This window comes from Comamonas testosteroni, assembly GCF_000761245.1.
Taxonomy (GTDB): Bacteria; Pseudomonadota; Gammaproteobacteria; order Burkholderiales; family Burkholderiaceae_C; genus Comamonas; species Comamonas testosteroni_C.
On record NZ_AWOR01000043.1, the window covers coordinates 30,942 to 55,111 of the forward strand.

The window sequence follows — 24,170 nt, forward strand, 5'->3', positions numbered from 1 at the left end:
CGCTGCCCAATTTGATGGCAAGCCGGCGCTCGCCCTAAACGCCCCTGACGCTTCGGTGCTCACGGCCACCCTACTCTGCCTGGTCGTCAACACAGCCCTCAGCAAAGCCAAAGACTGTCATCGGCCCTTGCGATGATTCGCTTTATCGTTTTCACGATACGATGCACTACATCAATGGTGGTTGAACGGGTAGATCTATTTCATGCAAGTCTTTGTAGCCGGCACAGGAAAACTTGGTTCTGAATTGTTGACATCTCTCACTTCTAACCAGAGACAAACAATTTTGCCCTGGCATAGCCAGCCGACTTCAAATGAACGAAGCATAGTTATTCATGCAGGCTCTGGACGAGAGCTGCAGACAATTTCCACTTTCTGTTCACGCACATCCTCCGTTCTGATTGAACTGTCCACCGGTTCCGCGATTGAGTCCGTTGATGTCTGCTTTCCTGTTGTGCTATGCCCCAACACCAACATCCTCATGCTCAAATTTATGCATATGTTGGAATGCTCAGGCAGTTTGTTCAGTGGCTATGACATACAGCTAACGGAATCTCACCAGGCATCTAAAAAGTCTGTCCCAGGCACCGCTGTTGCTATTGCCAACGCATTGAGCCTTTCCATAGACAAGATTGCTTCAGTTCGTGATACAGCCACCCAAACAGGTGAGTTCAAAATTCAAGAAGAACATCTGGGGCGGCATGCCTTCCATCAAATCAGAATCAATGATGGTTCGTGCCAGATCGCGATGGAATCGAGAGTAGTTGGCGACTCTCCCTACGCTCATGGCGTACAGCAAATCGTAAGTGCAGTGATTGAGCAAAAGCTACTAAATCGGGTTTACTCGATTACCGAGTTCATCGAGAAGCGGTGGCTCTGAACGCTCTCAGGCACGAACTTCTGACAACCGCGCCCGACCCGACCGCAGCCAGTTCACTACCGCAGGCTGGCCAGGTGCTAGATCGGGTGGAAAGCATGCGACATCAACGTGGATTCATGACATCTGAACCCCATCAACCGCTACACTGTACATATGCACAGTCATCGCCTTATGAGTGGTATGCCCGTCCAACTGATCGCGTCCCCGGTTACTTTGCCGTTGGCTGATCGCAGCGCGCGCGCAGGCTCGCCCGCCAATGACTTCGCAGGCAAGCGGCTGGATATTACAGACCTGCTGGTCACGCACCCCAAGGCCACATTCCTGCTGCGCGTGGCCGGCCCGTCCATGCAGGAACACGGCATCGATGACGGCGACATCGTCGTGGTGGACAGGGAGCTGCGCGCCCGCGATGGCAGCATCGTCGTGGCGGTTGTCGAGCGCGAGCTCGTCATCAGAGTGCTGGACAGCAATGGCGACACTTGCAAGCTCAAGGCGGGCGCCCCCACCTACCCCGACGTCGTGCCGCAGGAAGGACAGACCCTGGAGATCTGGGGCGTCGTCACCAGCTGCATCAAGCGCTTTGCATGATGCAATTTGCCCTGATGGCACGCGCGGCTTCAGCACCGACCAGCTCCAACAAAGCGGCTGCGCCGGGCTGATGTACTGCTTCGCGACCAACTGATCGGGGTGAAAGCGCGGGTCTCGGCCCGCGCCTTGCTTGAGCACCAGGCCGCGCTCAATTCAATGATTCATCCTGAGTTCGTTCTGACCTCTTGATGAAAAACAAACTCCACATGCCTTCGCTCTCACGAGTTAGGCGCATTTGATACACGACTCATTCCTTCTGAATTTAGATGAGTGATCGCCAGCGATATTTGGTTTAATCAGGCGCGATAACAACACTGAGAGAGATTGAATGGCTTCATGCGCGTACTGCCATACCAGAATTCTTTTTGGCGGAAAGCGAGACGGCGACCGTCGCTACTGCAATGAGAAATGCCTGCACCAAGGGCTACTTTCCGACGCTGCGAGCCAGCTCTTCCCCGCCGATGTGAAGGCCCATATTTTTCGGGTTCACAGAGGCAACTGCCCCAAGTGTGATGGCCCCGGCCCGGTGGATGTGCATACCTCTTACCGCGTGTATTCCGTCGTCATGATGACGTCGTGGTCCAGCCGGCCGCTGGTGGCTTGTGCACGATGCGGTACCAAACAAAAAATCGGAGACACGGTCTTTTCATTGTTCCTGGGCTGGTGGGGCCTGCCTTGGGGAATTTTGATGACGCCGGTGCAGCTCACCAGAAATCTGATTGCCTTTGGCAAGACCCCAGACCCCGAGACGCCCTCGCCCGCGCTGGAGCAAGTGCTTAGAAGCCATTTAGCCGCCCAGCTCATTGCCAATCAGCAACAAGCGGCGCTATCGCAAAGCGCCCAACCCGGCAGCAGGTAGAGACGGCGCAGCCCGCGGTCGCCGTTGAAATCTGATTAGTGCCCCAAAAAGCGCCCACTCACGAAAAAAGGCAATGTAGCTCTCTACATTGCCTTTTTCTTTGGTTTATTAGAGTTGCCCAACATCGCACGACACGCGCGGCTGCGGCGTGTAGCAACTCCAGCAGAGCGGCAGCACCGGTCTGATGTACTGCTTTGCGACCAACTGAGCTAGATGAAATTGCAGGCCTCGGCCCGCTTAAGTTCATCCAGAGTTTTCCCGTCCTACTTGAGCATGCCTAAATAGGCCACTACGACAGTGGACACACCTCGTAGGCCAGTCAGCGTCGTCGCTCACAACCAAGCGTTACGCTATTCCTCATCGTTGCGGCGCGAAAATCCCGAGATAATGGCAACCAACAGCAAGCTACTCATCCAACCAAAAAGCGTCTCAAACCAAGCAAGTAAACGCACTGCATAGCCCCAGCGCAGATTCCAGATTGGCTTCTCAACCATATCGTCTGTGGACGATGGTATATAAGCTCCCCAAGCATTCTCCTGCCCTAAATCCACAACGGGCAACAACAAGTCTAAAGAATAAAATAATGGACTAAATGTTGAATACTCGCCGGGGAGCTTGGAGCAACTGGTCCATGCGTACTTCACCCCGGCCTTCTCAGATTTTTCAAATTTCTTATTTTGAATGGGCTGACATTCGCCATAAATAGGATTCTGGAAAACCAATGGATCAGAGGGAGCTATCGCATTAAATTGCGGCAGAGCAAAAATGCAATACAGCACCCCACAAATAACCCATACAGACAACATCCAGGTCACCAAGCGAAAAGGACGATAACCGTAACCAACAAATAGTCCAAATACGCGGTGCGTCAAGAAAGTCATTCCACCCTCTAAAAACTCACGTATTTCACGCACGCGTTTAGGCCATAAAAATTGCCCTCTGCGCCCAATTTCGTATAACTTCTCTTCTAAGGCAACACCTACCTTTTTTGCATCCTCTACATACCCCATCTCCCGCAAAATACGCTGTAGATGACGCCATGATCGTGGCCGGAATTTCTGATTACTTAAGTGATCCGGATACTGATTACGCAACCATGCCAAGCGTTTTTCACCTAAATCTTGATTAGAGCCGGCAATAGATTTGTACAAAAAACCATCAAGAACACTACCTTTAGCCCATGAATTTACATCATCATCTAGTACAGCCACTTCCGCATGCAATGCATTCACAAGTACTGGAGTGAGACCCTCTCTCATTTGCCAAGCGCCTTTAACAACTATGGTCTCTATGTTTAAAGAAAAACCTTTGTGCGCCTTGAAATCCCCTTTAATGCAACTTAGATTGCCTCCGATGCATGTTCCCAGCATATGTACGGTGCCACTCGCACTAAATCCATGGTTTAAAAAAACACTCCCATTGATAATACTCCTACCGACACATAATGCAAAACCACTTTGCACTTTGAAGTGAGCACCGGTACAGTCAAAGTTGCAGCCAATTTTTGCACCGTTGAAGTTAACTGTACCAAAGGCTTTGAATGATGACTTTAAGAAAACACTGCCGTTTACATTAATTCGATCAGCGTCAATAGCGTAATCTGCCATCCCGTCGAAGTTCCCACGACCGCAATCCAAGTTACTACCAATCTGCGCTCCCAGCAACCGGACGACACCTGAAGCCTTAAATCCATTTCTAAAAAAAATACTACCCTGGACATTTATACGATCCGCACACAATGCCGCTCCAAAATCATTTTTTAATTGCCCACTGCTAAAGTCCAAGTTACATCTAATCTGGGCGTCCATAAGCTGAACTTCACCAGTGGCAACGAAGCCATCGTCAAATATCGCATTACCAAAAATATCCATACCCTGTGCACGTAGCGATACGCCCTTATCAGCGTTTAACTGCCCTCCTCGGCAGTTAAAATCACCGCCAATACGAGCACCTCTGAACTGAACTTCAGCCGCCGATCTAAATCCATTTCCTAAAAATACACTTTTCGTACAGTACAAAAAGTTTGCTTGAAGACCTTTACCAAGATAGCTGCCTTCAAGATCAATATCTCCATCAAATTGAGTATTCGTTGCAATGAACTGATTACCAATACGGCAAGATTTCAGGCTAACCTTGAATTTTATATAACCACCACTCAAATCAAGGTCACCCAACAAAAAAGCTCCGCGTAAAGCCACGCCTCTCTCGTGGATAGGCGCCTTTTCATCGCCTCCCAATAGTAAGAAGCGCAAAAACTCAGCACGTACGACTCTATTATTTTTAGCTAGAGTAGGTACACCGTCGTAACCAAGGATAGCTTCATTCCCAAATCTACAGGCATCCAGCAGCTTTTGCTCACCAAGTTTGAGACGCCCAAAATCACTCAAACTACGGCCAAACGGCTTCTCTGGTTTTTCCTGCGCCACAGTCACTCCCTCTACATATGCTTTTTGTTGACGCAGCATGTTATCTGAGTCGCAGATACACATTCCAACACTTGCCAGCCAAAGCGCACCCGCTATACTTGACATACCTCGCAAGAGGTGGAGCGTAAGAACTCCTAAGGAACAGCGGAAGAACCGCACCCGACAGTTGGCGGTTTTTTTGCGCCCGGACATTGCACGCCTGCACTCTTGCAGACGGTTGATTTATGGCCGGGAGGGCGACGGATACAAGACCCGCAAGGGGAAGAAGTCCGCCTGGCTGTTCCCAGGTTCTTAACCTCCCGGCCGCCTTATTGCAGTGCGTAAGAACGCTGCGATAAGGCTTCAAAAGTCTCGAACAGGAGCAGCACCATGTCTCAGCCCGCACTGGCTATCTCTCCCACCGTCACCATCGTTGACGGCATCCCCACCACACTCAGCACCGATCTAGCTAGCCACTTTGGCAAACGCCATGACGACGTGTTGCGCGGCATTCGCAATCTCTGCGCGCAGTTGCCCGAAGGGGGGTGTCCGCAATTTTGCGGAGACCTCAGTCACCGACGAGCAAAACGGACAAACCTACCCCGCCTACCGTCTGACCCGCGACGGCTTTACGCTGCTGGCCATGGGCTTTACCGGCAAAGAGGCACAACGCTGGAAGGTCGCCTATATCGACGCCTTTAACCGTATGGAAGCTGCGCTGCACCAGCCTGCGGACACGCAGCGCATGGAGCTGGCCTTTTCTCTGGCCGCAGAGGCCGCGGCGCAGGTGCACCGCACGGTGTTCAATGCGGTGATGCAGGGCGATGCAGATGAGTGGCAGCACAGCCGCTATCTGCTGAACCTGAATTACGACAGCCAGGGCCGCGCCACCCTGCCCCACGCCCAGCCGATTGCGACCGACCAGATGGTGGTGTCCTTCAGCAGCCTGCCGCAGCGCATTGCCGACGGCGATATCATGAGCGCGACCGACGCGCAGCTGGCCACGCTGGCAACGGCCTGCACCCAGCGACTGACCCAGCGCGCCCAGCACCGCGAAAAGCAGGTGACGCTGCCGATCTACCCCGGTAATTCCCCCGGCCAGCGCCGCGCGTCTGCACCGGCCCTGCCAGCCAAGCAGCCCACTGCGCCCGATGAAGGCCTGCTGCGCATGACGTTCCGATAGGCTGCTTTTGATAGCCCGAAGCGCTGTGCCCTACAAAAAGCCCCTAGCAGGGGCTTTTGCTCAGTCCTCTGGCGTGGAAGGCCAGAACAGCTCTCGCACTTCGGGAGAGTAGTACGGCAAGGCAAGCACCGCTCCAAAGAGTACACAACCCAAGGTCGACGTAGAGTGCCCCAGACCGGACAGGATGATGGGCGGGCTGAAACAGGCGACAACCCAGGTCGCAACAGAAGACCACAGGGTAAACCGAGGTGCCCATGCTCTGAACCGGAGCATGCCGTAGAAAGCAATGAGGCAGAGCACCAAGACCACCGAAAACGCCAGCAAGAAAAGCCAGTCCATGGGGGCGACCTCTGACTGCATCAAGAGGCTCTGGGAAAGATCTGTCAGCTCATGGGGCACCAGATCGAAGCCATATTCCGCCAGCATTCCGAGGATTGGGATGCCCAGCGAAGCAATCACCAATGCGCGATACGTCGATTTGCCCATACCCTCTCCAAGTTGTTATTGGTGAATCGTACTACCGCCCTAGCCGCCAATACCGATCTTCACAGCGGATGCGAGAGCACCATGCACAAAGCCTGCGCGGTTAAACGGGCCGCTGCCCGTCCGCCAGCCGGCGCAGCAGCTGCAGCTGTTCGCTCTGGATGGCGATGAGCTCACCCCACTGCGTTTTCTGCAGCTCGTCTATTTTTTCGTGCAGCAGCATGATCTCCAGCTCCGCCTTGAGGTTGACTTCGTAGTCGTGCTCGCCACGGATGCGGTCTTTTTCTGCCTGGCGGTTTTGCGACATGAGAATGATGGGCGCCTGTATGGCGGCCAGCATGGACAGAAACAGGTTCAGCAGAATGTAGGGGTACGGATCGAAGGTGGAGCCGCGCGCCCAAAGAAGCAGCGTGTTGAGGCCAACCCATACCACCATCGTTGCGCCAAATAGGATCACAAAGGCCCAGGACCCGCCAAACGTTGCAACGGCATCTGCCGCGCGCTGCCCGAAGGTGGGCGGCGTTTGCTCCAGCTCCTGCGCCACATTGCGCGAGATGTGTTTGCGCCGGGCAATGTGCTGGGCGACCTTGAGCGCTCTGGCGTCCAGGGTATCTGCGGAGACTCCGAGCAACCTCTTGGCAACGGTGTCCGTGTTGAGCATGGGAACTCCTTGATGTTCGAAGCCTGAAGCGATCATCCATCGGCGAGCCGACCCTAGTACTCGACCATGCACCACACCGAAGAATCGTCACCCACATTCAGAACCAGGCGCAGGCGATGAATGTCGGGCAGGTTCTGAAGCGATCCGGAAGGGTCGTGCCGACGCTCGGTAAGAGTCACCGAGCTGCCGGCGTCATCTTCAAACACCAAACTGACGATCACCTGCGGGTCTGCATTCTTATCTCTTCTAAAGCCAATAGACTCAGCGACAAGTACAGCAGGCATACTGTCGCGCTCTTTCTTACAGGCATCAAGCATCGAGGAAACTTCCCGAAATGCTGCCTCAGCAGATGTAGTCATAGCGACCTTCCTAAAGAGCGATGCGTATCTGGAAATGCCCCATAAGTACGCAACAACCGCTTGTCATCACAGGAGAACCGGCGCCTGAATCGACACAGCTTGCCGGGATGAATGCAAAGACTCCATAGCACCCTGATCACTTTAAGTCGGCTCTGCCCCGCGCTTAAGGGGCATCCCTTCTGCCCTCTTGAATATTCACTATGGGTATTGCACTAGCTACCTTGGAGTGTGAGGATGACTTGGCAATCGTTCGGATTGCGTGGCACCCATACAGGCGCTGGCGCGCAAGGAGGATGGATATGTTCAAGCACATTCTGATTCCGACAGACGGCTCGAAACTCTCCGAAGCCGCGCTGCGTGCGGGCATGCAACTGGCCAAGGAGCAAGGCTCCGAGGTGACGGTGCTTTATGTGATGCCGGACTATTCGGCCCTGATGTATAGCGGCGAGGGGATGGTGGCCTACAACCCCAGCGAGATGCGCCGGGACGCCGAGCTAACGGCCGACACGGTGCTAAAGGCGGTGCAGGACATTGCCAAGGCCGAGGGAGTGGACTGCAAGTTGGAGCGGACGATGAACTTTTCAGTGCACCAGGCCATCATCCAGCAGGCCAAGGACAGCCACTGCGACCTGATCTGCATGGCGTCCCACGGTCGCAAGGGCCTTGCCGGCATTTTGCTGGGCAGCGAAACCCAGCGCGTGCTGGTGAACAGCGGCATTCCGGTGCTGGTGCACAGGCCGGTGGCCAATTAGGTCAGAGCCGATTTCCACTGAATTTCAGGCCTTTGCTTGCCCATCAAAAAAACCGCCGGAATACCTACTTCTGGGTGTTGCATTAGCCATCCCGGAGTGTGAGTATGGGTTTGGCAATCGTTCGGATTGCGTGGCAACCCCACAGGCGCTGGCGCGCAAGGAGGCTGAAAATGTTCAAGCACATTCTGATTCCGACAGACGGCTCGAAACTCTCCGAAGCCGCGCTGCGTGCGGGCATGCAGTTTGCCAAGGAGCAAGACTCCCAGGTGACGGTGCTATATGTGATGCCGGACTATGCCGCCTTGATGTACAGCGGCGAGGCGATGATGACTTACAACACCAGCGACCTGAACAAGGACGCCGAAAGAACGGCCGACAAGGTGTTGCAGGCGGTGCAGGACATTGCCAGGGCCGAGGGGGTGGATTGCAGGACGGCACGAGCCATGAACGCCTCGGTGCACAAGGCCATCATCCATCAAGCCGAGGAAAGCCACTGCGACCTGATCTGCATGGCGTCGCACGGCCGCAAGGGCATTGCCGGCATTCTGCTGGGCAGCGAAACCCAGCGCGTGCTGGTGAACAGCCACATTCCGGTGCTGGTGCACAGGCCTGTGGTCAAAGAGTGAGCCTGGTCAGTAGGTCGCCAGCAACTGCCGATCGACCTGCACCTGCCCTTTCAGGGCGTTGACCTGGGCGTCTCGGCGCTCGACCAAGCCGACAAGCTGGCTAACAATGCCCGCGCCTTAGCCAGCAGGCGCGGATCGATGGCGGCCATATAACTGTCGCGCCGGGCGGTGAGCTGTTCGGTGGTGAGGTGGCTGTAGAGAATCATGCGCCGATGGTCGGCGGGGCGCTAGAAACAATCCAGAGAAACTAGTTCTCTAAATTCGTTCTGCCTTGTTTCGGGCTTATGCAGCAATGACATCAACAATTAAATTGATAGCAAAGCTAAGATACTTAAGAGCATAAAACAATATAGAGGGAACCGGCGTGGAAAAATACCATGAAATGGCTGCGAAGTACTTTCACACCTTCGAGGGCCGAAAGTTCTACCCCAAGCTATTGAGCCTACGATGGGCCTGCTGGCTCATCACAGGAATTGCGTTCTTCACCTTTATCGGTACTTTGGTCTGGTTTCGTACTTGGCCTTGGATGATCCCCATGTACACGGCCGAAGTGCTTTTCATCCTTTCCAGCCTCTGGATTGAAAACTTCAAATGGAAAAGGCAAAAAAGGTACTTCAAGCTGCGTGAGGAAAACCCCAAGACTCACCTGAAAGAAGTGCAATGTATGCACTTGCAGCACATCACACAAAAGCCCGCAGGCAATTTTGCCGCTGTTGTCAAAGAAATTGCGGACCTTAGAACCAACCAGATACGCTTTTCCCCTCCGAAGATCAATTACTGGCGCTTGGTCTATGACCCTGATTCCAAGGCCCGCTTGATCTCCATCACCCTGGCATCTCTTGCGCTGTTTGTCGCATTGGTCAGCCGCACCACAGACATAGAACTGCCAAGTATCCTGGAGTTCATGGCCCACGATAGCTTTGGCGGTTATCTGATCAATCTTCTAGGGATAGCAATTGGCCTCTACGTCATCTTCTTTGGCATCTACTACGCCTATTCGCAAATCAAAGCATTCGCTATGAGCTGGCTAGCCCGCTGGAACTGGCAGTTGACTGAGGACTATGTTTTGGAGCATTTCGTGACTGCGCTCGTCAACCGTCATGCACCAGTTAATTGGCAGTGAAGACACAAAAAGCCCGTGCCAGCCAATGCTAGCAGGGGCTTTTTCATTGCGCCGAGAAATTCAAGCCAAATCAGGCTCTAGCACTTATCCATCAAGCGGTAGCGGCTATAAAAATTGATTACTTGAAGGTCATCATCAGCGTGCCAGGCGGCAGGCTGGGTACGGGTTACGTGGCGGGACGGTTTGACCTAGCGGCCTGCTTTTCGCGGTGCTGAGCGCGTTGGGTGAGGCGCTGGGTGCAGGCCGTGGCCAGTGCGGCGAGCTGGGCCAGCAGCAAGTCTTTGGCGCTGTCCACGCCTACCAGCCAGAGCTTGATGCCGTGCGATATCTTGCGGCCGCGGTAGTTGACCTCTTGCAGGCTGCTGGGGCCGACGATGTTGCGGTTGTCGTTGTTATCGCCCTTGATGGCGCGCAGGCCGGCAAGCTACCCTTGCGCGCTGCGCACCCAGTTGTAGACGGCCTGGGTCTGGTCGGACGAGTCGATGCTGATAGCAGACAGCCCCAGGCTGCCGCCGTGCCAGGCCTGCACGTAGCGCTGCTGCAGGTATTGGGTGACGGGCTCCCAGTCGGCCTCGCTGGCGGTGTTGCCCTGAATGACCTGGTGGGCGACAGCCCACCGGTCACGCTGCACGTCAACCCCGGCGGTGAACAGCAGCGCGCCAGCGGGCACGCGGCCCAGGGGGGATAGTCTTCGGCCCGGGCCTGTAGGGCGTGTTCGTCGCTGCTGTCGCCTTTGAGCACCCAGCTCTCGCCCAGGGTTTCGTTGGTAAAGCCGGTCATGGGCCCTACGTCGCCAGCCTGCAGGGCGCGGTGGGCCTGCTCGAATTCTTCGACGATGCTGACCCAGGTGCGCTGGGAACTGTAGGCAGCCCAGACATGCACGCCCAGGGTGCGCGGCGGGCGGCAGGGCTGGCCCGCAGCATCGTGCCAGATTCGGTCTGCGCCGTAGCGGCGACCGGTCTTTTTGCAGACCCAGGTGCCGGTGAGCGGCCAGCCGCCGGGCAGGTGGTCGGCCTGGGTGATGCTCTCCAGGCAATGCGGGCAGCGCATTGGCGGCCTGGATGGTAGCCATGGCTTCGGGGCTGAGGTGTGCGCTCGTGCGGCGTTGCCCTCCTAAACGCTACCTGCTCTGATATCCAATGCTGCGGTCTCGTCTGCGTCGAACTGCGCCATGGCTTCGACCTCTTTGTTGACCAGTTGGGAGGTGGAGCGGAGCCATCCGTCGCGCATCGGCCATGATGCGCAGCACGATCAGCAGCACCTCTTGCGGCAGATCCAGGCAGGCCTTGCGGACCTGGCCTTCGAACTGGTCCATGTGATCGACAATGGCCGAGCTGGCCAGTCCTAGCACGTCGGCCAGAATGCCAAGGGGCGCGTACTCGCCACGGGCGACGGCGTTCTTCAGATCCTGCGCCTCGCGCTGGGCCTTGGCCAGGTCGGCGCATTCTTGCACTAGGTCGAGGCCCAGGGTCTCTCCGACACGGCCCGCCGCCTGGTCGCGCAGGTGCTCGCAGTAGCCCACCAGCCAGGCGTGGACGTTTTCACCACAAGTCAGCACGCCTTCGCTCATGCGCCTGCTGATGCTTGCTTCGCTGACACCCACCATCTGCGCAAACTCTGCTTGCGAAACGATAGCATCCAAATAAGGCAGAACCTTTCGTTAGCCCCCTTAGGAAACTCACGCAACAGTCCGACAATGCGGCTTGAATTACTCTCTTCAGAGACCCGCCGGAAGGACCCGCGCCCCTCACTCAGCCTATTTTTTGTGCAGCGCATCAAACCTTCACCTCTAGGCCCAGGGCCATGCGTGCGGACTTGCCGGCGTAGTACGAGATGCTGGTGTCGCCACCCTCCATGCGGGCCACGATGCGGCGCGCCCATCCACCACATTGCCCGCAGCGCCGCAGAAGCGTTTGACCACGGCTTTGCCGAGCCGGGCCACCTGGGCTTGGGGATCTCCTGCCGATGCATCCGATAGACACCGTGCTGCACGAGCTGCAGCACCGAGCGAGTGGCCCTGCTCTCCGAGATCTAGACAACCGAAATTCTGTTAGTTTTGGTTCAAAATCGATTTCTGCCAGAAAAAGAGAGTATTGTGAAGAAAGCAGTCATTTCTGAGTGCTTTATTGAATCGGAGGCTTTTATGAAAGCCACAGTTAAAAAGGGTTTCAATGCCCGCACCCATAAAACCGGGCTTCCAGACGTCGATAGTCATTCGGCCTCCCATGACGACTATTCCCACACGCCTGTTCACCCCATCAAAAAGGGACGCTTTATTTTGAGCGACATCGTTGCAAAAAGGATCCCATCACCTAAAGCCTCTTCAGGGAAAGTGAAAATAGTGGGAAAGAGATTTCTGAGCGAATAGCGAAAGGAAATTTATATGTTCGCACAACCACTACCCAAAGCCCAAGAACTTTGGTCGAATCTCATACATGTGTTATTTCCTTGGGCGAGAGCTTTTCCAGGCCTGCCAGAAGAGGAAGAAACGAATACTCAATTGCAGGAACCTGTAACCGAAAAAGAGCATCAAATTAATCGTGATGCTTAAGCTAATTCGACTATCCCTCCCCTCGATCGACCCTTCAGAACCCTACAGGTGGCTTTAAATCGAAAAAGGAGTACTATGCATGGCGGTGGACATCAATAATTCCCCTGCTAAATTAAAGGCCTATATGTTAAGCGTAATCAAAAATCCCTCATCTGAAAACAATCCTGTCCTTCATGAAGTTGATAGCACTGCAGTGCCTACTGGCGACTTTGTCTATTGCCCAGCGGTTTACGAAGCCAGATTGCGTCAAAACGAACACGAAAAAACACAAGTGCGCATCAAAAAATCTCGTCAGGCACAACGTAGCAACGCCACTGAATAAGGCTTCCGAGCCCGTTCGCCTATCACTCTGCACCGCTAGTTGCACGATAGTTTGACCTGCAGGTTGCTTCAACTGGCGCAGCCCTCTCTTCTCAACGCTGCAGCCATTCAGGCATCCAAATAGAGGATGCGGTATCCCTTCAAACGAACTTCCACAATAGTTTTCATCTACCGGCATAGCTCCTATTTGGGGTAATTTCTGAAGTTAATTAATTTCTTCGAATATACCCATATTTATAAAGTTTTCACAACAACACTTTGTGTGAATCACTCACGCAGTGATAGCAATAAAGTCTTTTGCACGCTAGCTCCAAGCCATTTATTTGCTACTTGACACAGCCTCAATTAATGTAATTTTTCGTCTGAAAACAGTTTTATTGGTGAAAGAGGCGTATGGTTTATCTATGGGAGTCAGTCAGGGCTTTCCAGAAATACCAGAGGTCTTTATGCCCCTCATCAATAAATACACACATTTATTCAAGGTATACAGACCACATCTCTTGGATATAGACGACTACCTTATTACCGACAAATACTTCACTGTGTCGTCGAATGACGATGCAGAGAGCGAGATAGCGAAATTTGATGAGTTCTCTAGAAAAACCATAAAACACTCCCAAGTTCACAAAACAATAAAAACACCTTCAGAACAATAATTAATCAAGGACTCAACGCCAAACAAGGAGGCCTTATGTCCTACCTAAATTCGCAATGCCAAGGTTTTTTGTGCTCCATAAAAAAGACCTTCAGAGGCATCAGCAATAGAAGCAGCCAGCCAGATCATCAGGAGAACAAAACTCCCACAGACGAAGAAAAAAAAGATCTGGAGCGTCAACAGCCAGTCTTGATCCAAAGACAACGGGAACTTCACAGCGATGTCACCTAAAAAGATGTCGCATCAGCGGTGCTAACAGACGGTCTGTCGTGAGCACTACCCACCAGGACATCGCTCCACAAAGAATCTCCACAACGTGGCTCCTTTCAAAGTGTCCCTGGATCCAAAGCAGGTCTTTCCGATCTGCTCTCAACCTCAAGGAATGTTCACCATGACTCAACAAACCAACCCACAAAGCACTGCAAACCAGCAAGGCCAGTCGCCTGCGGATCAACAGCAAAAAGACAAGCAAGCTCAGCAGCAAACCCCAAACCCGCAACAGCCTGGCCAGAAGCCTGCACAAGAGCAGAAAAATCCTGCCCAGCAGGGGTGACGACTATTTCGCTGATCTCCATGAAGATTGGTACCACCCAAACGGTCAACGAAACTCGTTTTTGGCGCTTCTACTGGCCCATGCAAATGGGGCAGCCGCTCAGAAATCCAAATTTCAGTCAGCAGCAATGCAAATGCAATAAACGTCAACCAGGCTCACAACCGTTGACGCAAATTCAAGAGCAAATGCACTGACCCTTGACCATCAACTAGAAGACCCGCATCACGCGGGTTTTCTAGTTTTTGGAAGACCACGGCACTCGCCATCCATATCCAAGGCTCGTAGCAAGCACCCTGCACGCATGCAGATGCACCGGTTACGCGCCGGCAAAGCGGCCCACCTGCCCCTGTTTGTCGAGGCCACGCCGGGTGCACCCTGGTTCTGAACTGCGGCAGCAGCTTGATCGTGGGCATCGTGTGGAACGCTCCACAGGCCTTGGAAATGGGCTTTGATGGAACCAACTATTTACACCAGCCCCCTGCCAATGCATCCAATCGACACCGTGCTGCACGAGCTGCAACACAACGACCGCCAGCGCAGCCGCCTGCTATGTGCTATGGAAAGCAAAGCAGCTACCGCCAGCCCAGCAAAGCTATCAGCATCAAACTACTTTCAAATGCAGATAGAGCAAGCGCAGCGCGCTCACAAATTGAGAAGTCACTACCCAAACAAAAGCCCGCAAGGTTCCAGACCTCGCGGGCTTTTTAGCTTCAGGTAATTTCCACACCTGAACGTCTTGCGGCCTCGATCACCACCTGCAGCAAGATGTTCGTGTCCGGCTTCACCAAAGGCAGCGTCTGCATAAAACTCAGCCGCCTGGCTCCTGACTCGAACAAACAGACGCACTCATGCTGAGGGTGCTGCGCCGACGCATACAAGATGCCGTCGTAACCACCACCAAAACACTCCTCAGCCAGCGCCTGCGTATGCTGAATACGCTGCGACTGCAGAACCGGGTACTGCTCCTCAAGGCCTCGTAGATCCACCAGTCGTAAAGGCTTCTTGGAAACAAAAGTACTCAACGCTTTTAATCGCAAATCCTCCAAAGCTACGAAGGTTTTAAGTTCACGTCTGAAAACTGCCTCATACAACGCCGTCTCCGCACTATCTGCCAGATACGCCGTCACCCCAGTTGCCAGACAAAACCGCCCTGCTTTGATTCCTGCCGGAGGAAGAATCATGCGATTAATACTATTGCTACCCTTTCGCGCCTTAATACGTTGAACGCGATGGAAAACCTGCCCTGCGGGCAATTCAATTTTTGGAACCTGATCTACCGAAATTGTCATTTTTGAAGGTCATTTTTATCAATGTCCTTCTGCCATGGCCAGTTGCAAGATACGCTCAGCAGATTCACCCTGTGCCAGCGCCACCAAAGGTGTGCGACGGTCAAGTGCCTCTTGTGAGTTTTCAAGGAATGCCAACAAGCTCCAGCTATCCGTAGTGCCCAGCGCTTCAAACAGCGGCTGAATCAACTCGAAGACATGAGGTTCAAATTGCCACTTGGGCAGCTTGAAACCACGACGCAGGTTGGAGATGCCGATGCAGCGACCTTGCTTGATCCAAGCATTGATCGTTACACGCGATACACCGGCCAGCTCTGCAGCCTCGTCAGTTGTCAGCATGTCGGCAGCAGCGATCCGATTCTTACGGAACTCCGCGCCTGAGCGCAACACTGCAGCCGATTGCGCAGCAGTGGCATAAGGATCAGCTTTTGCCGTTGTCCTTCCCTTGGTATCTGCCTCTGGAAAAGCAGAAAGATGAGTTAAAGAGTTAGTTAACATTCAACTTCCTTCTGCCATATTCATGGCGTATTTTTTTTATCTACCTTGAAGGCAAAAAAGAAACTATGTCTAACTATTTCAAAACCCTCATTGAGTTTTAAAAAGCAATTTTCAAAAGAGAAAATCAGTTTATTGATCTTTTTCTCTGCAAGACTTAATAAAGCGCTTTGCAGCGATTTATTTATCGTCTTAAATACTCTATTGACTATCTCGCAGATTCTATTTATTTCCGAGTAAAAACCTATTCCCAAATTTCCTACAATAATTACTCGATTGACAACATTGGCTGCCCTTTGATTAACTTCATCAGAAGCTTCTGGAGTAATTACTCCTTTACGAATAAGCCGCTCGCGCAAGCTCTCCGCAGGATTTGGTGATGGTGATAGTGCTTCGGCTGTCATGGTGTTGGGTTCAAAACAGAGGTGGGTGACGGCTTGCGCCATGAGTTGAGGTGGCACCATTGTGGCAAACCTCGCGAAGATCGTCAATCTCGTTAAGTTGGAAAAATTGGAACACTTTGCAAACCTAGGCGAGTAGCGCTACACTCCAACCCGTCACGCCAGTAAAGCGTGATCGGGTTGGGAAGCCCGAAACAATCTTGCGGTAACAACAAAGCCGCACCTGAACCGCAGTCGTGCGGCTTTGTCGTCTGTGGCCCCAGTTTTATGGTGGCTCGGAGGGGGAGCCGCGAGGCTCGCCGGTTTGCCGCAGGGTTGTCCGGTCTTCCTACCCCTTCGAGTCACCGCCATTTGTTGGGAAGCGAGCTGCGGTGGTTGTAGCAAAGCACACAACCTTCGGAGGCCGTCATGGCTGACATCACTTCTTTCAACTTCGGCACACATGCCGTTCGCGTCACCACGCGCGACAACCAACCCTGTCGAGAAGATCATCGACTACGCACGCGCCAAGTTTGCGCCCACGGTCGCCAATCTGATCACGTTTCGATTCTTCTCAGGCCTGCGCACCAGCGAGATGGTGGCCCTGCGCTGGCACAGCATCGACTGGAACAAGAAGCAGGTGCTGATCCACGAGGCGGTTGTCAAGGGCCTGCGCAAGCAGACCAAGACCAACAAGGCCCGCCTGGTCAGCCTGAACAGCCGGGCCCTGGATGCGCTGGAAAGGCAGAAGGAGCAGACGCCCAGGGCGCAACTCGGCAGCATGGCCAGCGACGTCATGAACCAGGCCGCACCCAAGGATTCACAAACGATCTTCGCTGACCCGACGCATGGCGAGCCATGGGCAGACGACAAGCGGTTTCGCAACCCCTTCTGGGTGCCGATGTTCAAGGCGCTGGGCATTCGTTACCGCCCGCCCAACCATATGCGCCACACCTATGCGACGATGCTGCTCATGGCAGGAGCCACGCCGGCCTATGCAGCCAAGCAGATGGGACATTCTGTGGAGATGTTTTTGAACGTCTATTCCAAGTGGCTGGACGACGGTCAGGGGGATATAGAGCAGGCGAAGCTGGAGTCCTTCATCGGACAAAACTCCCCAGGAACTCCCCCGAAAAAACAAAGATCGTGATAAGTCTTTGTTTTAGAAGAGTAAAGCTGGAGCGGGCGATGGGAATCGAACCCACGTTATTTGCTTGGGAAGCAAGAGTCCTACCATTGAACGACGCCCGCACACTGATAACTGCATGATTTCATTGCAAAATCTGCCGCAAATCGTTGTCTTCACTAGGAAAAACAATTTAGTGCATCGAAAAATTTTAGCACAACGTAACCTAATGAAGCACGCTTGCACTTTACCAACTGGTATAGGTTTCAGTATAGGTTTTTCCACCGTTAGGACTCGTGAACGCCGGTGCTGAAATCCTTGCAACCGAGCACTCGGGCGAGATGCCCGTTGCCTCTATAGTGCCGAATGATCGCCATTTCGCTTCTCTGCCTTGTCGTCGGCATCTCCGACGGCGACACCCTAACCGCTCGATGTGGCGAGCCAGGTCAATATGAACAGATCAAAGTTAGGCTGCAGGGCATCGACGCCCCTGAGCGCAAGCAGCCATTTGGGGAGCGCGCCCGCCAAGCACTGGCCGAGCTGACATTTCAGAAAGAGGCTGAGCTGCGCTGCACCAAGACAGACCGGTATAAGCGACAAGTCTGCTCAGTTTGGGTAGTTCCAGCGTCAGCACCCAGCGGTCCGCGCACACTCGATACAGGTCTGGCCATGATCACGCAAGGCATGGCCTGGTGGTATCGCGCCTATGCCCGCGAACAGTCACCGCAGGTGCGCGGGCAATACGAGTTTGCAGACCAAGAGGCCAAGGCTCGAAACGTTGGACTTTGGCGAGACCCAGAGCCAATCGCGCTATGGGATTGGCGCAAAGCCTTACGCGAGCCTCGGCAAAACCTAAGTCCGTAAACGACCTACTCCAGGCATTCGCTTGCGTTTGACGTGAAAGGCCCGACTCAGCTTGCCGAGGCTAGTCCTCTCGATGGCATGGTTAGGATTTTTTTGCCTTCGACAGAATCGATCGACAGTCCGCAATCGTTTGCTGGAGGTTCTTGGGGATCACAAGTGCAGGACAAACCTCAGGATCAAACGACGGGAGAGGATTGTTTAAAGAACCAAGGGCAGATTCAAGCTCCAGCGAAATTAGTGGGATGGCGCGATAGGCGTTGTGAACCGACAAAACTAACTTCTGCTCTTCAGCCATAAGCCTATCTAACTGATCACGAGGGTTTGCGAAGTTATAAGGTTCAGATTTGCTGTGCACTAGTCTGTTTCTGGCTGAAACGAGTCCTTTTAGCGCCGAGTATGGAGCCAGATCTTTTTGGAATTCGTATCCTGCAACAAGCCGCATAACGATGACCCACTTTGAGAGGACGTCAAGCTTATCCAAGTGTTCTTTGACATATGCATCACCAAGGTGGTCTGCCGCGTACTCATAAATGGCTGACTCAAAGCACATTCCGGAAAAAACAATCGTCTGCAGCCCTGCTATATCTCTCAAGCGTTCGGCTTCGACGTGCTCAGGGGCGTAATCGGATGGCTCAAAGACTTTGATCTTCTCGCTTAAATCGATGAATTGGTCGTAGCCTCGTTCGCAAGCATCAGCGAAGAGATGTGTGAGGGTTCCTATACGAGCAAAGTTTTGGCGCTGAATCTGCATATGTTGTCTAACAAGATTTAGAAAACATGCGACAAGCATGTCTAGCTCGCAGAATACTCTATGAGTCTATCAAATTGATAGCAAACTTGGCTTTGTAGTGTTTCGACAAGCCATAAAATTTTTAGCTCATGTGCATGTGACTAGCTAGCTCATGTGCATGTGACTAGCGCAGAAGATCAATGTGCCAATGACAGCTTGTGGCTGTAGATTCAACCGATCGACACGAACCCGAAACTAGACAGGCTCGGCATCAAACACATTCACAGGTGACAATCTCAGCAGTTGCCCCACCTCCCGCATCGTGCCCGCAAGCCACTGATCAATGTCTTGCATCTCGATCGCAATCACGCTCCGCTTGTCCTGCTGGTCCGCCGGCAGCTTGGGATCTGGCTTGTGCATGCGACTCATCAGGGGATGTGAGTCTGCATTGATGGTCAGCATGGTGTAGCTCTCCACGAGCTCGCCTAAAGCTGGATCATTCCAGCGATTCCACAGCCCGGCCAGCGCCCACGGCGCGCCATCGGTCCGGCGAAACCTCCACCACACGTTTTTGCCAGTCTCCCAGCACGGCTCATCAAAGCTCCAGGCGGGAATGATGCAGCGCTGGCCGCGCGCCCAGGGCGCCTTGTAGCTTGGCTTGTCTGCCAGCTCCTCTGACCGCGCATTGTTGGTGCTGTACTTCAGAGTACGTTCTTTCGCAAACCAGGGGATCAGCCCCCACTGGCCCGCCACGCCCTCGATGCTGTAGCCCGGGTCATCGACCGCGCGGCGCAGAAACGGGCCAGGCGCTCGAGGAAAGATCTCGAGACGCTCATCCTTCCACCAGCCTGGAGATTCCCGGCCAATACGAAAGTGACGCTCTATCTCGATCTCTGTAGGGGTGTTATAGCGGTTGCACATCAGTCGCCATCGTTGATGTTGCCGCCGCCAGCGTACTGAAGCTCCTCGTCAAGCTCGTGCCGATAATCGGCCATGACCTGCCGCGCCTCCTCCAGAGACTCCAGCTTCATGTCGCGCTGGACACATTCGCCCGGGGATTCATCAACCAGCAGGGCAAGTCTCGCGTGCCAGGCACAGCGCTTGATGACCGCGCCGGAAAACCGACGCAACTCTTGTGTGATCCAAGCCCCTTGCTCGATGAGGCCGGCATCCGCTGCAAGTCCATTCAGCAATGCGACTTTGGATCTTGAGATGGTGTAGCTGTCTGAATTCCTGATTTCTTCCAGGGGTTCAGGCAGCATCTCACGCTCGATGTACTCCTGTGGAACCTCCCCCACCTCCACGGCCTTGTACGCATTTCGGGCGCAGCGCTCGATGATCGCGCCCGCAAACTTTCGCATCTCCTCGGTGATCCACTCACCTTGGCCGATAAGGCCAACCTGAGTAGCCAGAGCGTTCAACACTGCCACATTGGAATTGGGCTGCGGTATCAGAGAGCTGAATAGCTCCCGCTCCACATCCCCGAACTCCCCAACATCGTCGTCATCGTCGAAATCTTCTTCGGAATCGGTCATGGGGGACCTCCTTTAACCTGGCCCTCCATTGGACTCCAGATCAGCTTTGCTTTCAAATTTACTGTATAAATAAACAGCATTTTTAGACAAAGGGGCTTGAAATGTCATCGACCAACGGATGTCTTGGGCGTGTGACCGGACCGGAGCTGGGGGCTGCGCTTAAGACTCTGCCTCCGGCTGGCCGCGAGTCGGCTGCAACCATCACCGCCGACATTGACACCATGATGCTGGGGCGCGTCCGCCTGACCTATGCACTGACCAAATCCAATATGCACCGATGGGCCATCCAGTACTTCTGGTCGCCCGTCCACGCCGAAGTGCTCTCAACGCTCAGCCCTGACGAAGTGAAAGACGAAATGCTGGAGCGCTGGTTGCGATGGTCCGAAGATCGACTAAATGAGGGTGATGTATCGACGCTCGACACCTCGGTTCGCGCGTTTTACGAATCTCTGCTCCACGTCTGCCCAATGAAAATCCACGCGCTCCACCCTGACCCCGTGGCACTCCTGAAGAAGTGGATCACCGAAGATGCTCAGCCTTGACCGACTACTGACAGAGCAGACATACCCGACCCTGTTGCGCACGCCCGGTCGATATAGCCTCCCCAATGTGCGCATCCTGCCTGGCAGCGCCAGCGACTACATCACAGAAGCAGTCCACCCCGGATGGGTGCTTGTTGTCACCATTGACGACGGGCTTGTGTATTTCGGACCCGGCCCGGCAAGCGCTGTGCGCTCCCCTGCCCCTTTTGATCTCGCAAGACCCAAGAGACAATTAGCCACCAAATAGCTAAAATAAATATATATCGAATAATCGATAAGGAAAAAGCAATGAAACAGCTACTCGTAGGTGTGCTCTTTGTTTCCGCATTCCTGAACTGCCATGCAGAATCGCTCTACATACCGGGCGGATATGTAAGTGGAAACGACTATATGCGCCTCAACAAGATCCTGCGAATGAACTATCTTCAGGGGTTGTTTGACGGTTTCATGCTTGCGCCACTTCTGGCCTCAACTAACAAGACGAAAGCAGCAAAGATTCACGATTGCACTACACAGATGCGCCTTAACACGGTGCAGTTTGCTGCCATCGTTGAAAAATACATGAACGAGTACCCTGAGCAGTGGGGCGGGCCTATGAGTGGAATAGGCTACAACGCGCTCATTAGATCCTGCACAAGAATCGGGGCACCAGTGGACTAAAGCTACTTAACTGATTGGCGGAACAGGGTTAGCCAGCCTTGAGGGAGCATTGTTCAGCAAATGCTCCAATCTGCAGCTGACATGCAGATTTAGACGGGTGATCCAGAGCAGCATTCCGCCGAAACTAAGGAATCGGCACGATCTCAGAATACAGCTCCACATGTGCGAATGCGACTTGGCGGCCTGCTCTGAGACAATCGCGCCATGACCGATGAATCTCCGATCCACACAGTCCACAAGCGCGTTTGCCAAACTTTCCTGAAGCACTGGAAGGCCCACAACAACGCCTACCCCAAGCTGATTAAGATCCCGCCGGAGGAGCTGCGGCAGTTCAACATCGTCAATTCGTTCGGCAAGCCCAATGAGCTGTGGGGCGTCCCAATTGAAATCGACCCCAACACCACGGGCGTGATGATTGCGGTCGATGGGACCGAAATGCCTTTGGTTGAGGGCTACTAAAGCGGCCACGAGTTATAGCGTTACGGAATATTTTCAAAAAAATTTGCATCGGGTGCATCCAAACATCGATCTCGCGGGTAGTACCTGCAGCAACACAAGCAATGTGCTGCTTCAGTGAATCCTTCCAACCGATCTAATTGGAGAATCTCAATGTCGACCACTCGCTTCGCATACCGCCTCGCCGCCTTTGCTGCCGTCACTTCCGCTGCAGCCCTGCTCGCTGCATGCGGCTCGATGAAGTCACCAGCCAGCAGCTTCTCTCAGGCTTCGCTGCCTGCCCCCATCCAGGTTCCCGCCGGTCACAAGGTAGCCTGGGAAACAGTTGGCAGTGGCGACATCACCTATGAGTGCCGGGACAAGGCCAATGCACCTGGCCAAACCGAATGGGTCTTCGTCGGTCCCGATGCGGTGTTGAAAGATCGCTCCGGCAAGACTGTGGGCCGCTACTACGGACCTCCCGCCACCTGGGAAGCCAATGACGGCTCCAAGCTCACGGCTACACAGCTCGCAGTCGCACCATCTAGCCCTGGAAGCTTGCCCTACCAGTTGGTAAAGGCCAATCCCGCCATGGGTGCCGGCGCGCTGGTAGACGTTAGCTACATCCAGCGCGTCGCGCTCCAAGGGGGTGTTGCTCCTGCAGACAAACCCTGCACAACAGCCACCAAAGGCCAAAAGACCATGGTCAAGTACCAGGCTGATTACATCTTCTGGAAACCCACGATGTAAGGCTTTGCAACGGCATGACTAGAATGGTTGAAGGATCTATCTCTATTTCCTTCTACCTCTTTATTTGTGCCGCCTGCAGCCGCCCTCAACGACGACGCTTTCGACCACGACGCTGCGCTACAAGCCTGTGCGCGAGGTGATCGCGAGGCCTTGCGCAGCATCTATGAGCGCGAAGCGCGCTACCTGCTTGGTGTTGCTCTCAGAATTGTTCGGGATCGTGCTGCTGCAGAGGATGTTCTGCACGATGCTTTTGTGTCCATCTGGGAGCGCGCATCGAGCTTTGACGCCGGCCGAGGTGCTGGGCGGGGTTGGATCTACAGCGTCGTCAGACATGCTGCCCTGAATCGAGTGCGCAATAGCGCGCGAGAGACCGTGCTGGATGAACCGGCTACGACTCACCTCGATGCACAGGCAGCTCTTGCGACGTGGCAGGAAAGCGGCGATGAGCTTGCACGACAGGCCTCGCTTGGCCGTCTGGGGCATTGCCTTGATGGCTTGGAGCCAGCGCGCCGTGCCTGCCTGTTGCACGCCTATGTGGACGGCTGCAGCCACAGCGAGATTGCCGAGCGGGTCAAAGCACCCCTGGGCACAGTAAAGGCCTGGATTCAGCGCGGACTGCGCGCACTGCGGGAATGCATGCAATGAGCGGCGAAACCCAACAATCACTGCCTCCAGACGACCTGCATACCCAGGCCGGAGAGTATGTATTGGGCACGCTCAATGCAGATCAGCGCCGCTCCATTGAATCCCGTCTGACATATGAGCCGGCCCTGCGTGCAGCAGTGGATGAGTGGGAGCAACGCCTGTTGCCGCTCGCATCCCTGGCCGAGCCGATCGAACCGACAGCCGGCGTGTGGCAGCGCATCGTCGCAAGCATTGCACAGCCCAAGCCTACTCAAGCTACAGCGGCCAAGATTCGCTGGTGGCAGTGGGACAGCCTTTCTCTATGGCGTGGACTGACAGGCACTGGCTTCGCCGCAGCCGCCGTGTTGGCAGCAGTCCTTGTAACGCGCGAGACTCCTGCCCCCGCTGCACCACGCTACTTTGTGGTGCTGGCAGCACCTCAAAGTCAGTCTCCTGGCTGGCTGGTGCAAGCCCAGACAGAAGGTAGGCTGCGTCTGGTGCCGTTAGGCACCGATAACGTTCCTGCAGAAAAATCCCTGCAGTTCTGGACCAAGGCTGATGGCTGGAGCGCTCCAGTATCGCTTGGCCTGGTAAAACCAGGCGAGGCCATAGAGGTTCCAGTGGACAAGCTCCCTCCACTGCAGCCCAACCAATTGTTTGAGCTGACCCTGGAGCCCTATGGCGGCTCACCGGTTGGACGACCCACTGGCCCCATCCAGTTCATTGGTCGAGCCGTACAGATCTAAG

32 protein-coding genes, 1 tRNA gene and 1 pseudogene are annotated in these 24,170 nt (G+C 54.2%); 18 read left to right on the forward strand and 16 right to left on the reverse strand.

What is annotated here, in order from left to right:
- Positions 1-202 precede the first annotated feature (202 nt).
- The 3 genes from P353_RS09455 (at position 203) to P353_RS09465 (ending at position 2,324) form a co-directional block, all read left to right on the forward strand.
- Entirely contained in the window at positions 203-877 is a 675-nt protein-coding gene (locus P353_RS09455) for a dihydrodipicolinate reductase C-terminal domain-containing protein (protein ID WP_034368466.1), read from the forward strand.
- 180 nt (positions 878-1,057) lie between these two features.
- On the forward strand, positions 1,058-1,465 hold the full coding sequence (locus tag P353_RS09460; protein WP_080750501.1) for a LexA family protein: 408 nt from the start codon (positions 1,058-1,060) through the stop codon (positions 1,463-1,465).
- Between the two features lie 328 nt (positions 1,466-1,793).
- Complete coding sequence (locus tag P353_RS09465) at positions 1,794-2,324, forward strand: hypothetical protein (RefSeq protein WP_034368468.1); 531 nt, start codon at positions 1,794-1,796, stop codon at positions 2,322-2,324.
- Positions 2,325-2,674: 350 nt separating this feature from the next.
- On the opposite strand, the gene P353_RS29160 is transcribed toward P353_RS09465, so the two are convergent.
- Entirely contained in the window at positions 2,675-4,789 is a 2,115-nt protein-coding gene (locus tag P353_RS29160) for a hypothetical protein (RefSeq protein ID WP_157839577.1), read from the reverse strand.
- A 430-nt stretch (positions 4,790-5,219) separates the two neighbouring features.
- Here P353_RS29160 and P353_RS09475 point away from each other — a divergent pair, with 430 nt between their 5' ends.
- Positions 5,220-5,912, forward strand: a complete 693-nt coding sequence (locus P353_RS09475; RefSeq protein ID WP_232776385.1) for a Rha family transcriptional regulator — start codon at positions 5,220-5,222, stop codon at positions 5,910-5,912.
- Positions 5,913-5,972: 60 nt separating this feature from the next.
- Here P353_RS09475 and P353_RS09480 read toward each other — a convergent pair whose 3' ends face one another.
- From P353_RS09480 to P353_RS09490, 3 genes are all read right to left on the reverse strand, one after another.
- Positions 5,973-6,398: a hypothetical protein gene (locus P353_RS09480; protein WP_034368473.1), complete on the reverse strand. Its 426-nt coding sequence runs from the start codon at positions 6,396-6,398 to the stop codon at positions 5,973-5,975.
- A gap of 100 nt (positions 6,399-6,498) precedes the next feature.
- Positions 6,499-7,056, reverse strand: coding sequence for a DUF1003 domain-containing protein (locus tag P353_RS09485; RefSeq protein WP_034368475.1), 558 nt, complete (start codon positions 7,054-7,056; stop codon positions 6,499-6,501).
- 53 nt (positions 7,057-7,109) lie between these two features.
- Positions 7,110-7,415 carry a hypothetical protein gene (locus P353_RS09490; RefSeq protein WP_034368478.1) on the reverse strand — a complete coding sequence of 102 codons (306 nt, stop codon included), beginning with the start codon at positions 7,413-7,415 and terminating at the stop codon, positions 7,110-7,112.
- A 299-nt stretch (positions 7,416-7,714) separates the two neighbouring features.
- On the opposite strand from P353_RS09490, the gene P353_RS09495 reads away from it, so the two are divergent.
- Complete coding sequence (locus P353_RS09495; RefSeq protein ID WP_034368705.1) at positions 7,715-8,167, forward strand: universal stress protein; 453 nt, start codon at positions 7,715-7,717, stop codon at positions 8,165-8,167.
- Positions 8,168-8,337: 170 nt separating this feature from the next.
- Positions 8,338-8,793: a universal stress protein gene (locus P353_RS09500; protein ID WP_034368481.1), complete on the forward strand. Its 456-nt coding sequence runs from the start codon at positions 8,338-8,340 to the stop codon at positions 8,791-8,793.
- Positions 8,794-8,843: 50 nt separating this feature from the next.
- Here the strand turns inward: P353_RS09500 and P353_RS29165 are convergent, their stop codons facing one another.
- Positions 8,844-8,999, reverse strand: coding sequence for a hypothetical protein (locus tag P353_RS29165; protein ID WP_157839578.1), 156 nt, complete (start codon positions 8,997-8,999; stop codon positions 8,844-8,846).
- 158 nt (positions 9,000-9,157) lie between these two features.
- On the opposite strand from P353_RS29165, the gene P353_RS09505 reads away from it, so the two are divergent.
- Complete coding sequence (locus P353_RS09505; RefSeq protein WP_157839579.1) at positions 9,158-9,916, forward strand: hypothetical protein; 759 nt, start codon at positions 9,158-9,160, stop codon at positions 9,914-9,916.
- A gap of 166 nt (positions 9,917-10,082) precedes the next feature.
- Here the strand turns inward: P353_RS09505 and P353_RS30165 are convergent, their stop codons facing one another.
- The 3 genes and pseudogenes from P353_RS30165 to P353_RS09515 form a co-directional block, all read right to left on the reverse strand.
- Entirely contained in the window at positions 10,083-10,211 is a 129-nt protein-coding gene (locus P353_RS30165) for a hypothetical protein (protein ID WP_269799957.1), read from the reverse strand.
- A gap of 15 nt (positions 10,212-10,226) precedes the next feature.
- Positions 10,227-10,966, reverse strand: a pseudogene (locus P353_RS30315) (terminase gpA endonuclease subunit); the annotation flags it as partial.
- 70 nt (positions 10,967-11,036) lie between these two features.
- A complete protein-coding gene (locus P353_RS09515) occupies positions 11,037-11,558 on the reverse strand; it encodes a hypothetical protein (protein ID WP_232776387.1) in 522 nt (173 codons plus the stop codon).
- Positions 11,559-12,011: 453 nt separating this feature from the next.
- On the opposite strand from P353_RS09515, the gene P353_RS29170 reads away from it, so the two are divergent.
- The 3 genes from P353_RS29170 (at position 12,012) to P353_RS29180 (ending at position 12,789) form a co-directional block, all read left to right on the forward strand.
- Positions 12,012-12,284, forward strand: coding sequence for a hypothetical protein (locus P353_RS29170; RefSeq protein ID WP_157839580.1), 273 nt, complete (start codon positions 12,012-12,014; stop codon positions 12,282-12,284).
- Positions 12,285-12,299: 15 nt separating this feature from the next.
- Positions 12,300-12,467 (forward strand): hypothetical protein, encoded by a 168-nt coding sequence (locus P353_RS29175; protein WP_157839581.1) that lies wholly within the window; start codon positions 12,300-12,302, stop codon positions 12,465-12,467.
- Between the two features lie 79 nt (positions 12,468-12,546).
- A complete protein-coding gene (locus tag P353_RS29180) occupies positions 12,547-12,789 on the forward strand; it encodes a hypothetical protein (RefSeq protein ID WP_157839582.1) in 243 nt (80 codons plus the stop codon).
- A gap of 1,040 nt (positions 12,790-13,829) precedes the next feature.
- Here the strand turns inward: P353_RS29180 and P353_RS29520 are convergent.
- From P353_RS29520 to P353_RS29190, 4 genes are all read right to left on the reverse strand, one after another.
- Positions 13,830-14,018, reverse strand: coding sequence for a hypothetical protein (locus P353_RS29520; RefSeq protein WP_198529050.1), 189 nt, complete (start codon positions 14,016-14,018; stop codon positions 13,830-13,832).
- 688 nt (positions 14,019-14,706) lie between these two features.
- Positions 14,707-15,285: an RES family NAD+ phosphorylase gene (locus P353_RS09530; RefSeq protein ID WP_034368490.1), complete on the reverse strand. Its 579-nt coding sequence runs from the start codon at positions 15,283-15,285 to the stop codon at positions 14,707-14,709.
- A gap of 18 nt (positions 15,286-15,303) precedes the next feature.
- Entirely contained in the window at positions 15,304-15,780 is a 477-nt protein-coding gene (locus tag P353_RS09535) for a helix-turn-helix domain-containing protein (RefSeq protein ID WP_034368493.1), read from the reverse strand.
- Positions 15,781-15,800: 20 nt separating this feature from the next.
- Entirely contained in the window at positions 15,801-16,223 is a 423-nt protein-coding gene (locus P353_RS29190) for a hypothetical protein (RefSeq protein WP_157839584.1), read from the reverse strand.
- 397 nt (positions 16,224-16,620) lie between these two features.
- On the opposite strand from P353_RS29190, the gene P353_RS09540 reads away from it, so the two are divergent.
- Complete coding sequence (locus P353_RS09540) at positions 16,621-17,307, forward strand: site-specific integrase (RefSeq protein ID WP_080750502.1); 687 nt, start codon at positions 16,621-16,623, stop codon at positions 17,305-17,307.
- Between the two features lie 27 nt (positions 17,308-17,334).
- Here P353_RS09540 and P353_RS09545 read toward each other — a convergent pair.
- Positions 17,335-17,408, reverse strand: a tRNA-Gly gene (locus P353_RS09545).
- A 241-nt stretch (positions 17,409-17,649) separates the two neighbouring features.
- On the opposite strand from P353_RS09545, the gene P353_RS09550 reads away from it, so the two are divergent.
- Positions 17,650-18,147: a thermonuclease family protein gene (locus P353_RS09550; RefSeq protein WP_034368496.1), complete on the forward strand. Its 498-nt coding sequence runs from the start codon at positions 17,650-17,652 to the stop codon at positions 18,145-18,147.
- An 82-nt stretch (positions 18,148-18,229) separates the two neighbouring features.
- Here the strand turns inward: P353_RS09550 and P353_RS09555 are convergent, their stop codons facing one another.
- From P353_RS09555 to P353_RS09565, 3 genes are all read right to left on the reverse strand, one after another.
- Positions 18,230-18,898 carry a hypothetical protein gene (locus tag P353_RS09555; protein WP_157839585.1) on the reverse strand — a complete coding sequence of 223 codons (669 nt, stop codon included), beginning with the start codon at positions 18,896-18,898 and terminating at the stop codon, positions 18,230-18,232.
- 234 nt (positions 18,899-19,132) lie between these two features.
- Positions 19,133-19,798 carry an SOS response-associated peptidase gene (locus tag P353_RS09560; protein WP_034368501.1) on the reverse strand — a complete coding sequence of 222 codons (666 nt, stop codon included), beginning with the start codon at positions 19,796-19,798 and terminating at the stop codon, positions 19,133-19,135.
- The gene (locus P353_RS09565) at positions 19,798-20,412 is read right to left on the reverse strand and encodes a hypothetical protein (RefSeq protein ID WP_034368503.1); all 615 of its coding nucleotides are present in this window, start codon (positions 20,410-20,412) and stop codon (positions 19,798-19,800) included. Before P353_RS09565 ends, P353_RS09560 begins: the two co-directional genes overlap by 1 nt.
- A gap of 101 nt (positions 20,413-20,513) precedes the next feature.
- On the opposite strand from P353_RS09565, the gene P353_RS09570 reads away from it, so the two are divergent.
- The 6 genes from P353_RS09570 to P353_RS09595 all read left to right on the forward strand — a co-directional run bounded on the left by P353_RS09570 (position 20,514) and on the right by P353_RS09595 (position 24,169).
- Positions 20,514-20,954: a hypothetical protein gene (locus P353_RS09570; RefSeq protein WP_157839586.1), complete on the forward strand. Its 441-nt coding sequence runs from the start codon at positions 20,514-20,516 to the stop codon at positions 20,952-20,954.
- Positions 20,955-21,242: 288 nt separating this feature from the next.
- Positions 21,243-21,614, forward strand: a complete 372-nt coding sequence (locus P353_RS09575; RefSeq protein WP_034368506.1) for a hypothetical protein — start codon at positions 21,243-21,245, stop codon at positions 21,612-21,614.
- Between the two features lie 204 nt (positions 21,615-21,818).
- Positions 21,819-22,073: a hypothetical protein gene (locus tag P353_RS09580; protein ID WP_034368509.1), complete on the forward strand. Its 255-nt coding sequence runs from the start codon at positions 21,819-21,821 to the stop codon at positions 22,071-22,073.
- 150 nt (positions 22,074-22,223) lie between these two features.
- On the forward strand, positions 22,224-22,799 hold the full coding sequence (locus tag P353_RS09585; RefSeq protein ID WP_034368511.1) for a DUF3455 domain-containing protein: 576 nt from the start codon (positions 22,224-22,226) through the stop codon (positions 22,797-22,799).
- Between the two features lie 66 nt (positions 22,800-22,865).
- A complete protein-coding gene (locus tag P353_RS09590) occupies positions 22,866-23,444 on the forward strand; it encodes a sigma-70 family RNA polymerase sigma factor (RefSeq protein WP_034368514.1) in 579 nt (192 codons plus the stop codon).
- Positions 23,441-24,169, forward strand: coding sequence for an anti-sigma factor (locus P353_RS09595; RefSeq protein WP_034368517.1), 729 nt, complete (start codon positions 23,441-23,443; stop codon positions 24,167-24,169). The genes P353_RS09590 and P353_RS09595 overlap by 4 nt, the downstream gene beginning before the upstream one ends.
- Position 24,170 lies beyond the last annotated feature (1 nt).

Excerpts from the sequence above, each read along its gene's own strand:
- P353_RS09560 (WP_034368501.1), bottom strand. The coding sequence starts at position 19,798 with ATGTGCAACCGCTATAACACCCCTACAGAGATCGAGATAGAGCGTCAC.
- P353_RS09500 (WP_034368481.1), top strand. The coding sequence starts at position 8,338 with ATGTTCAAGCACATTCTGATTCCGACAGACGGCTCGAAACTCTCCGAA.
- P353_RS09585 (WP_034368511.1), top strand. The coding sequence starts at position 22,224 with ATGTCGACCACTCGCTTCGCATACCGCCTCGCCGCCTTTGCTGCCGTC.
- P353_RS29165 (WP_157839578.1), bottom strand. The coding sequence starts at position 8,999 with ATGATTCTCTACAGCCACCTCACCACCGAACAGCTCACCGCCCGGCGC.
- P353_RS09550 (WP_034368496.1), top strand. The coding sequence starts at position 17,650 with ATGATCGCCATTTCGCTTCTCTGCCTTGTCGTCGGCATCTCCGACGGC.
- P353_RS09460 (WP_080750501.1), top strand. The coding sequence starts at position 1,058 with ATGCCCGTCCAACTGATCGCGTCCCCGGTTACTTTGCCGTTGGCTGAT.
- P353_RS09485 (WP_034368475.1), bottom strand. The coding sequence starts at position 7,056 with ATGCTCAACACGGACACCGTTGCCAAGAGGTTGCTCGGAGTCTCCGCA.
- P353_RS09575 (WP_034368506.1), top strand. The coding sequence starts at position 21,243 with ATGAAACAGCTACTCGTAGGTGTGCTCTTTGTTTCCGCATTCCTGAAC.
- P353_RS29175 (WP_157839581.1), top strand. The coding sequence starts at position 12,300 with ATGTTCGCACAACCACTACCCAAAGCCCAAGAACTTTGGTCGAATCTC.
- P353_RS09565 (WP_034368503.1), bottom strand. The coding sequence starts at position 20,412 with ATGACCGATTCCGAAGAAGATTTCGACGATGACGACGATGTTGGGGAG.
- P353_RS09465 (WP_034368468.1), top strand. The coding sequence starts at position 1,794 with ATGGCTTCATGCGCGTACTGCCATACCAGAATTCTTTTTGGCGGAAAG.
- P353_RS09570 (WP_157839586.1), top strand. The coding sequence starts at position 20,514 with ATGTCATCGACCAACGGATGTCTTGGGCGTGTGACCGGACCGGAGCTG.
- P353_RS09595 (WP_034368517.1), top strand. The coding sequence starts at position 23,441 with ATGAGCGGCGAAACCCAACAATCACTGCCTCCAGACGACCTGCATACC.
- P353_RS09455 (WP_034368466.1), top strand. The coding sequence starts at position 203 with ATGCAAGTCTTTGTAGCCGGCACAGGAAAACTTGGTTCTGAATTGTTG.
- P353_RS09530 (WP_034368490.1), bottom strand. The coding sequence starts at position 15,285 with ATGACAATTTCGGTAGATCAGGTTCCAAAAATTGAATTGCCCGCAGGG.
- P353_RS29520 (WP_198529050.1), bottom strand. The coding sequence starts at position 14,018 with ATGGAGATCAGCGAAATAGTCGTCACCCCTGCTGGGCAGGATTTTTCT.
- P353_RS29160 (WP_157839577.1), bottom strand. The coding sequence starts at position 4,789 with ATGCTGCGTCAACAAAAAGCATATGTAGAGGGAGTGACTGTGGCGCAG.
- P353_RS09480 (WP_034368473.1), bottom strand. The coding sequence starts at position 6,398 with ATGGGCAAATCGACGTATCGCGCATTGGTGATTGCTTCGCTGGGCATC.
- P353_RS29190 (WP_157839584.1), bottom strand. The coding sequence starts at position 16,223 with ATGGCGCAAGCCGTCACCCACCTCTGTTTTGAACCCAACACCATGACA.
- P353_RS09495 (WP_034368705.1), top strand. The coding sequence starts at position 7,715 with ATGTTCAAGCACATTCTGATTCCGACAGACGGCTCGAAACTCTCCGAA.
- P353_RS09535 (WP_034368493.1), bottom strand. The coding sequence starts at position 15,780 with ATGTTAACTAACTCTTTAACTCATCTTTCTGCTTTTCCAGAGGCAGAT.
- P353_RS09490 (WP_034368478.1), bottom strand. The coding sequence starts at position 7,415 with ATGACTACATCTGCTGAGGCAGCATTTCGGGAAGTTTCCTCGATGCTT.
- P353_RS09580 (WP_034368509.1), top strand. The coding sequence starts at position 21,819 with ATGACCGATGAATCTCCGATCCACACAGTCCACAAGCGCGTTTGCCAA.
- P353_RS29180 (WP_157839582.1), top strand. The coding sequence starts at position 12,547 with ATGGCGGTGGACATCAATAATTCCCCTGCTAAATTAAAGGCCTATATG.
- P353_RS09475 (WP_232776385.1), top strand. The coding sequence starts at position 5,220 with ATGACGACGTGTTGCGCGGCATTCGCAATCTCTGCGCGCAGTTGCCCG.
- P353_RS09555 (WP_157839585.1), bottom strand. The coding sequence starts at position 18,898 with ATGCAGATTCAGCGCCAAAACTTTGCTCGTATAGGAACCCTCACACAT.
- P353_RS09540 (WP_080750502.1), top strand. The coding sequence starts at position 16,621 with ATGCCGTTCGCGTCACCACGCGCGACAACCAACCCTGTCGAGAAGATC.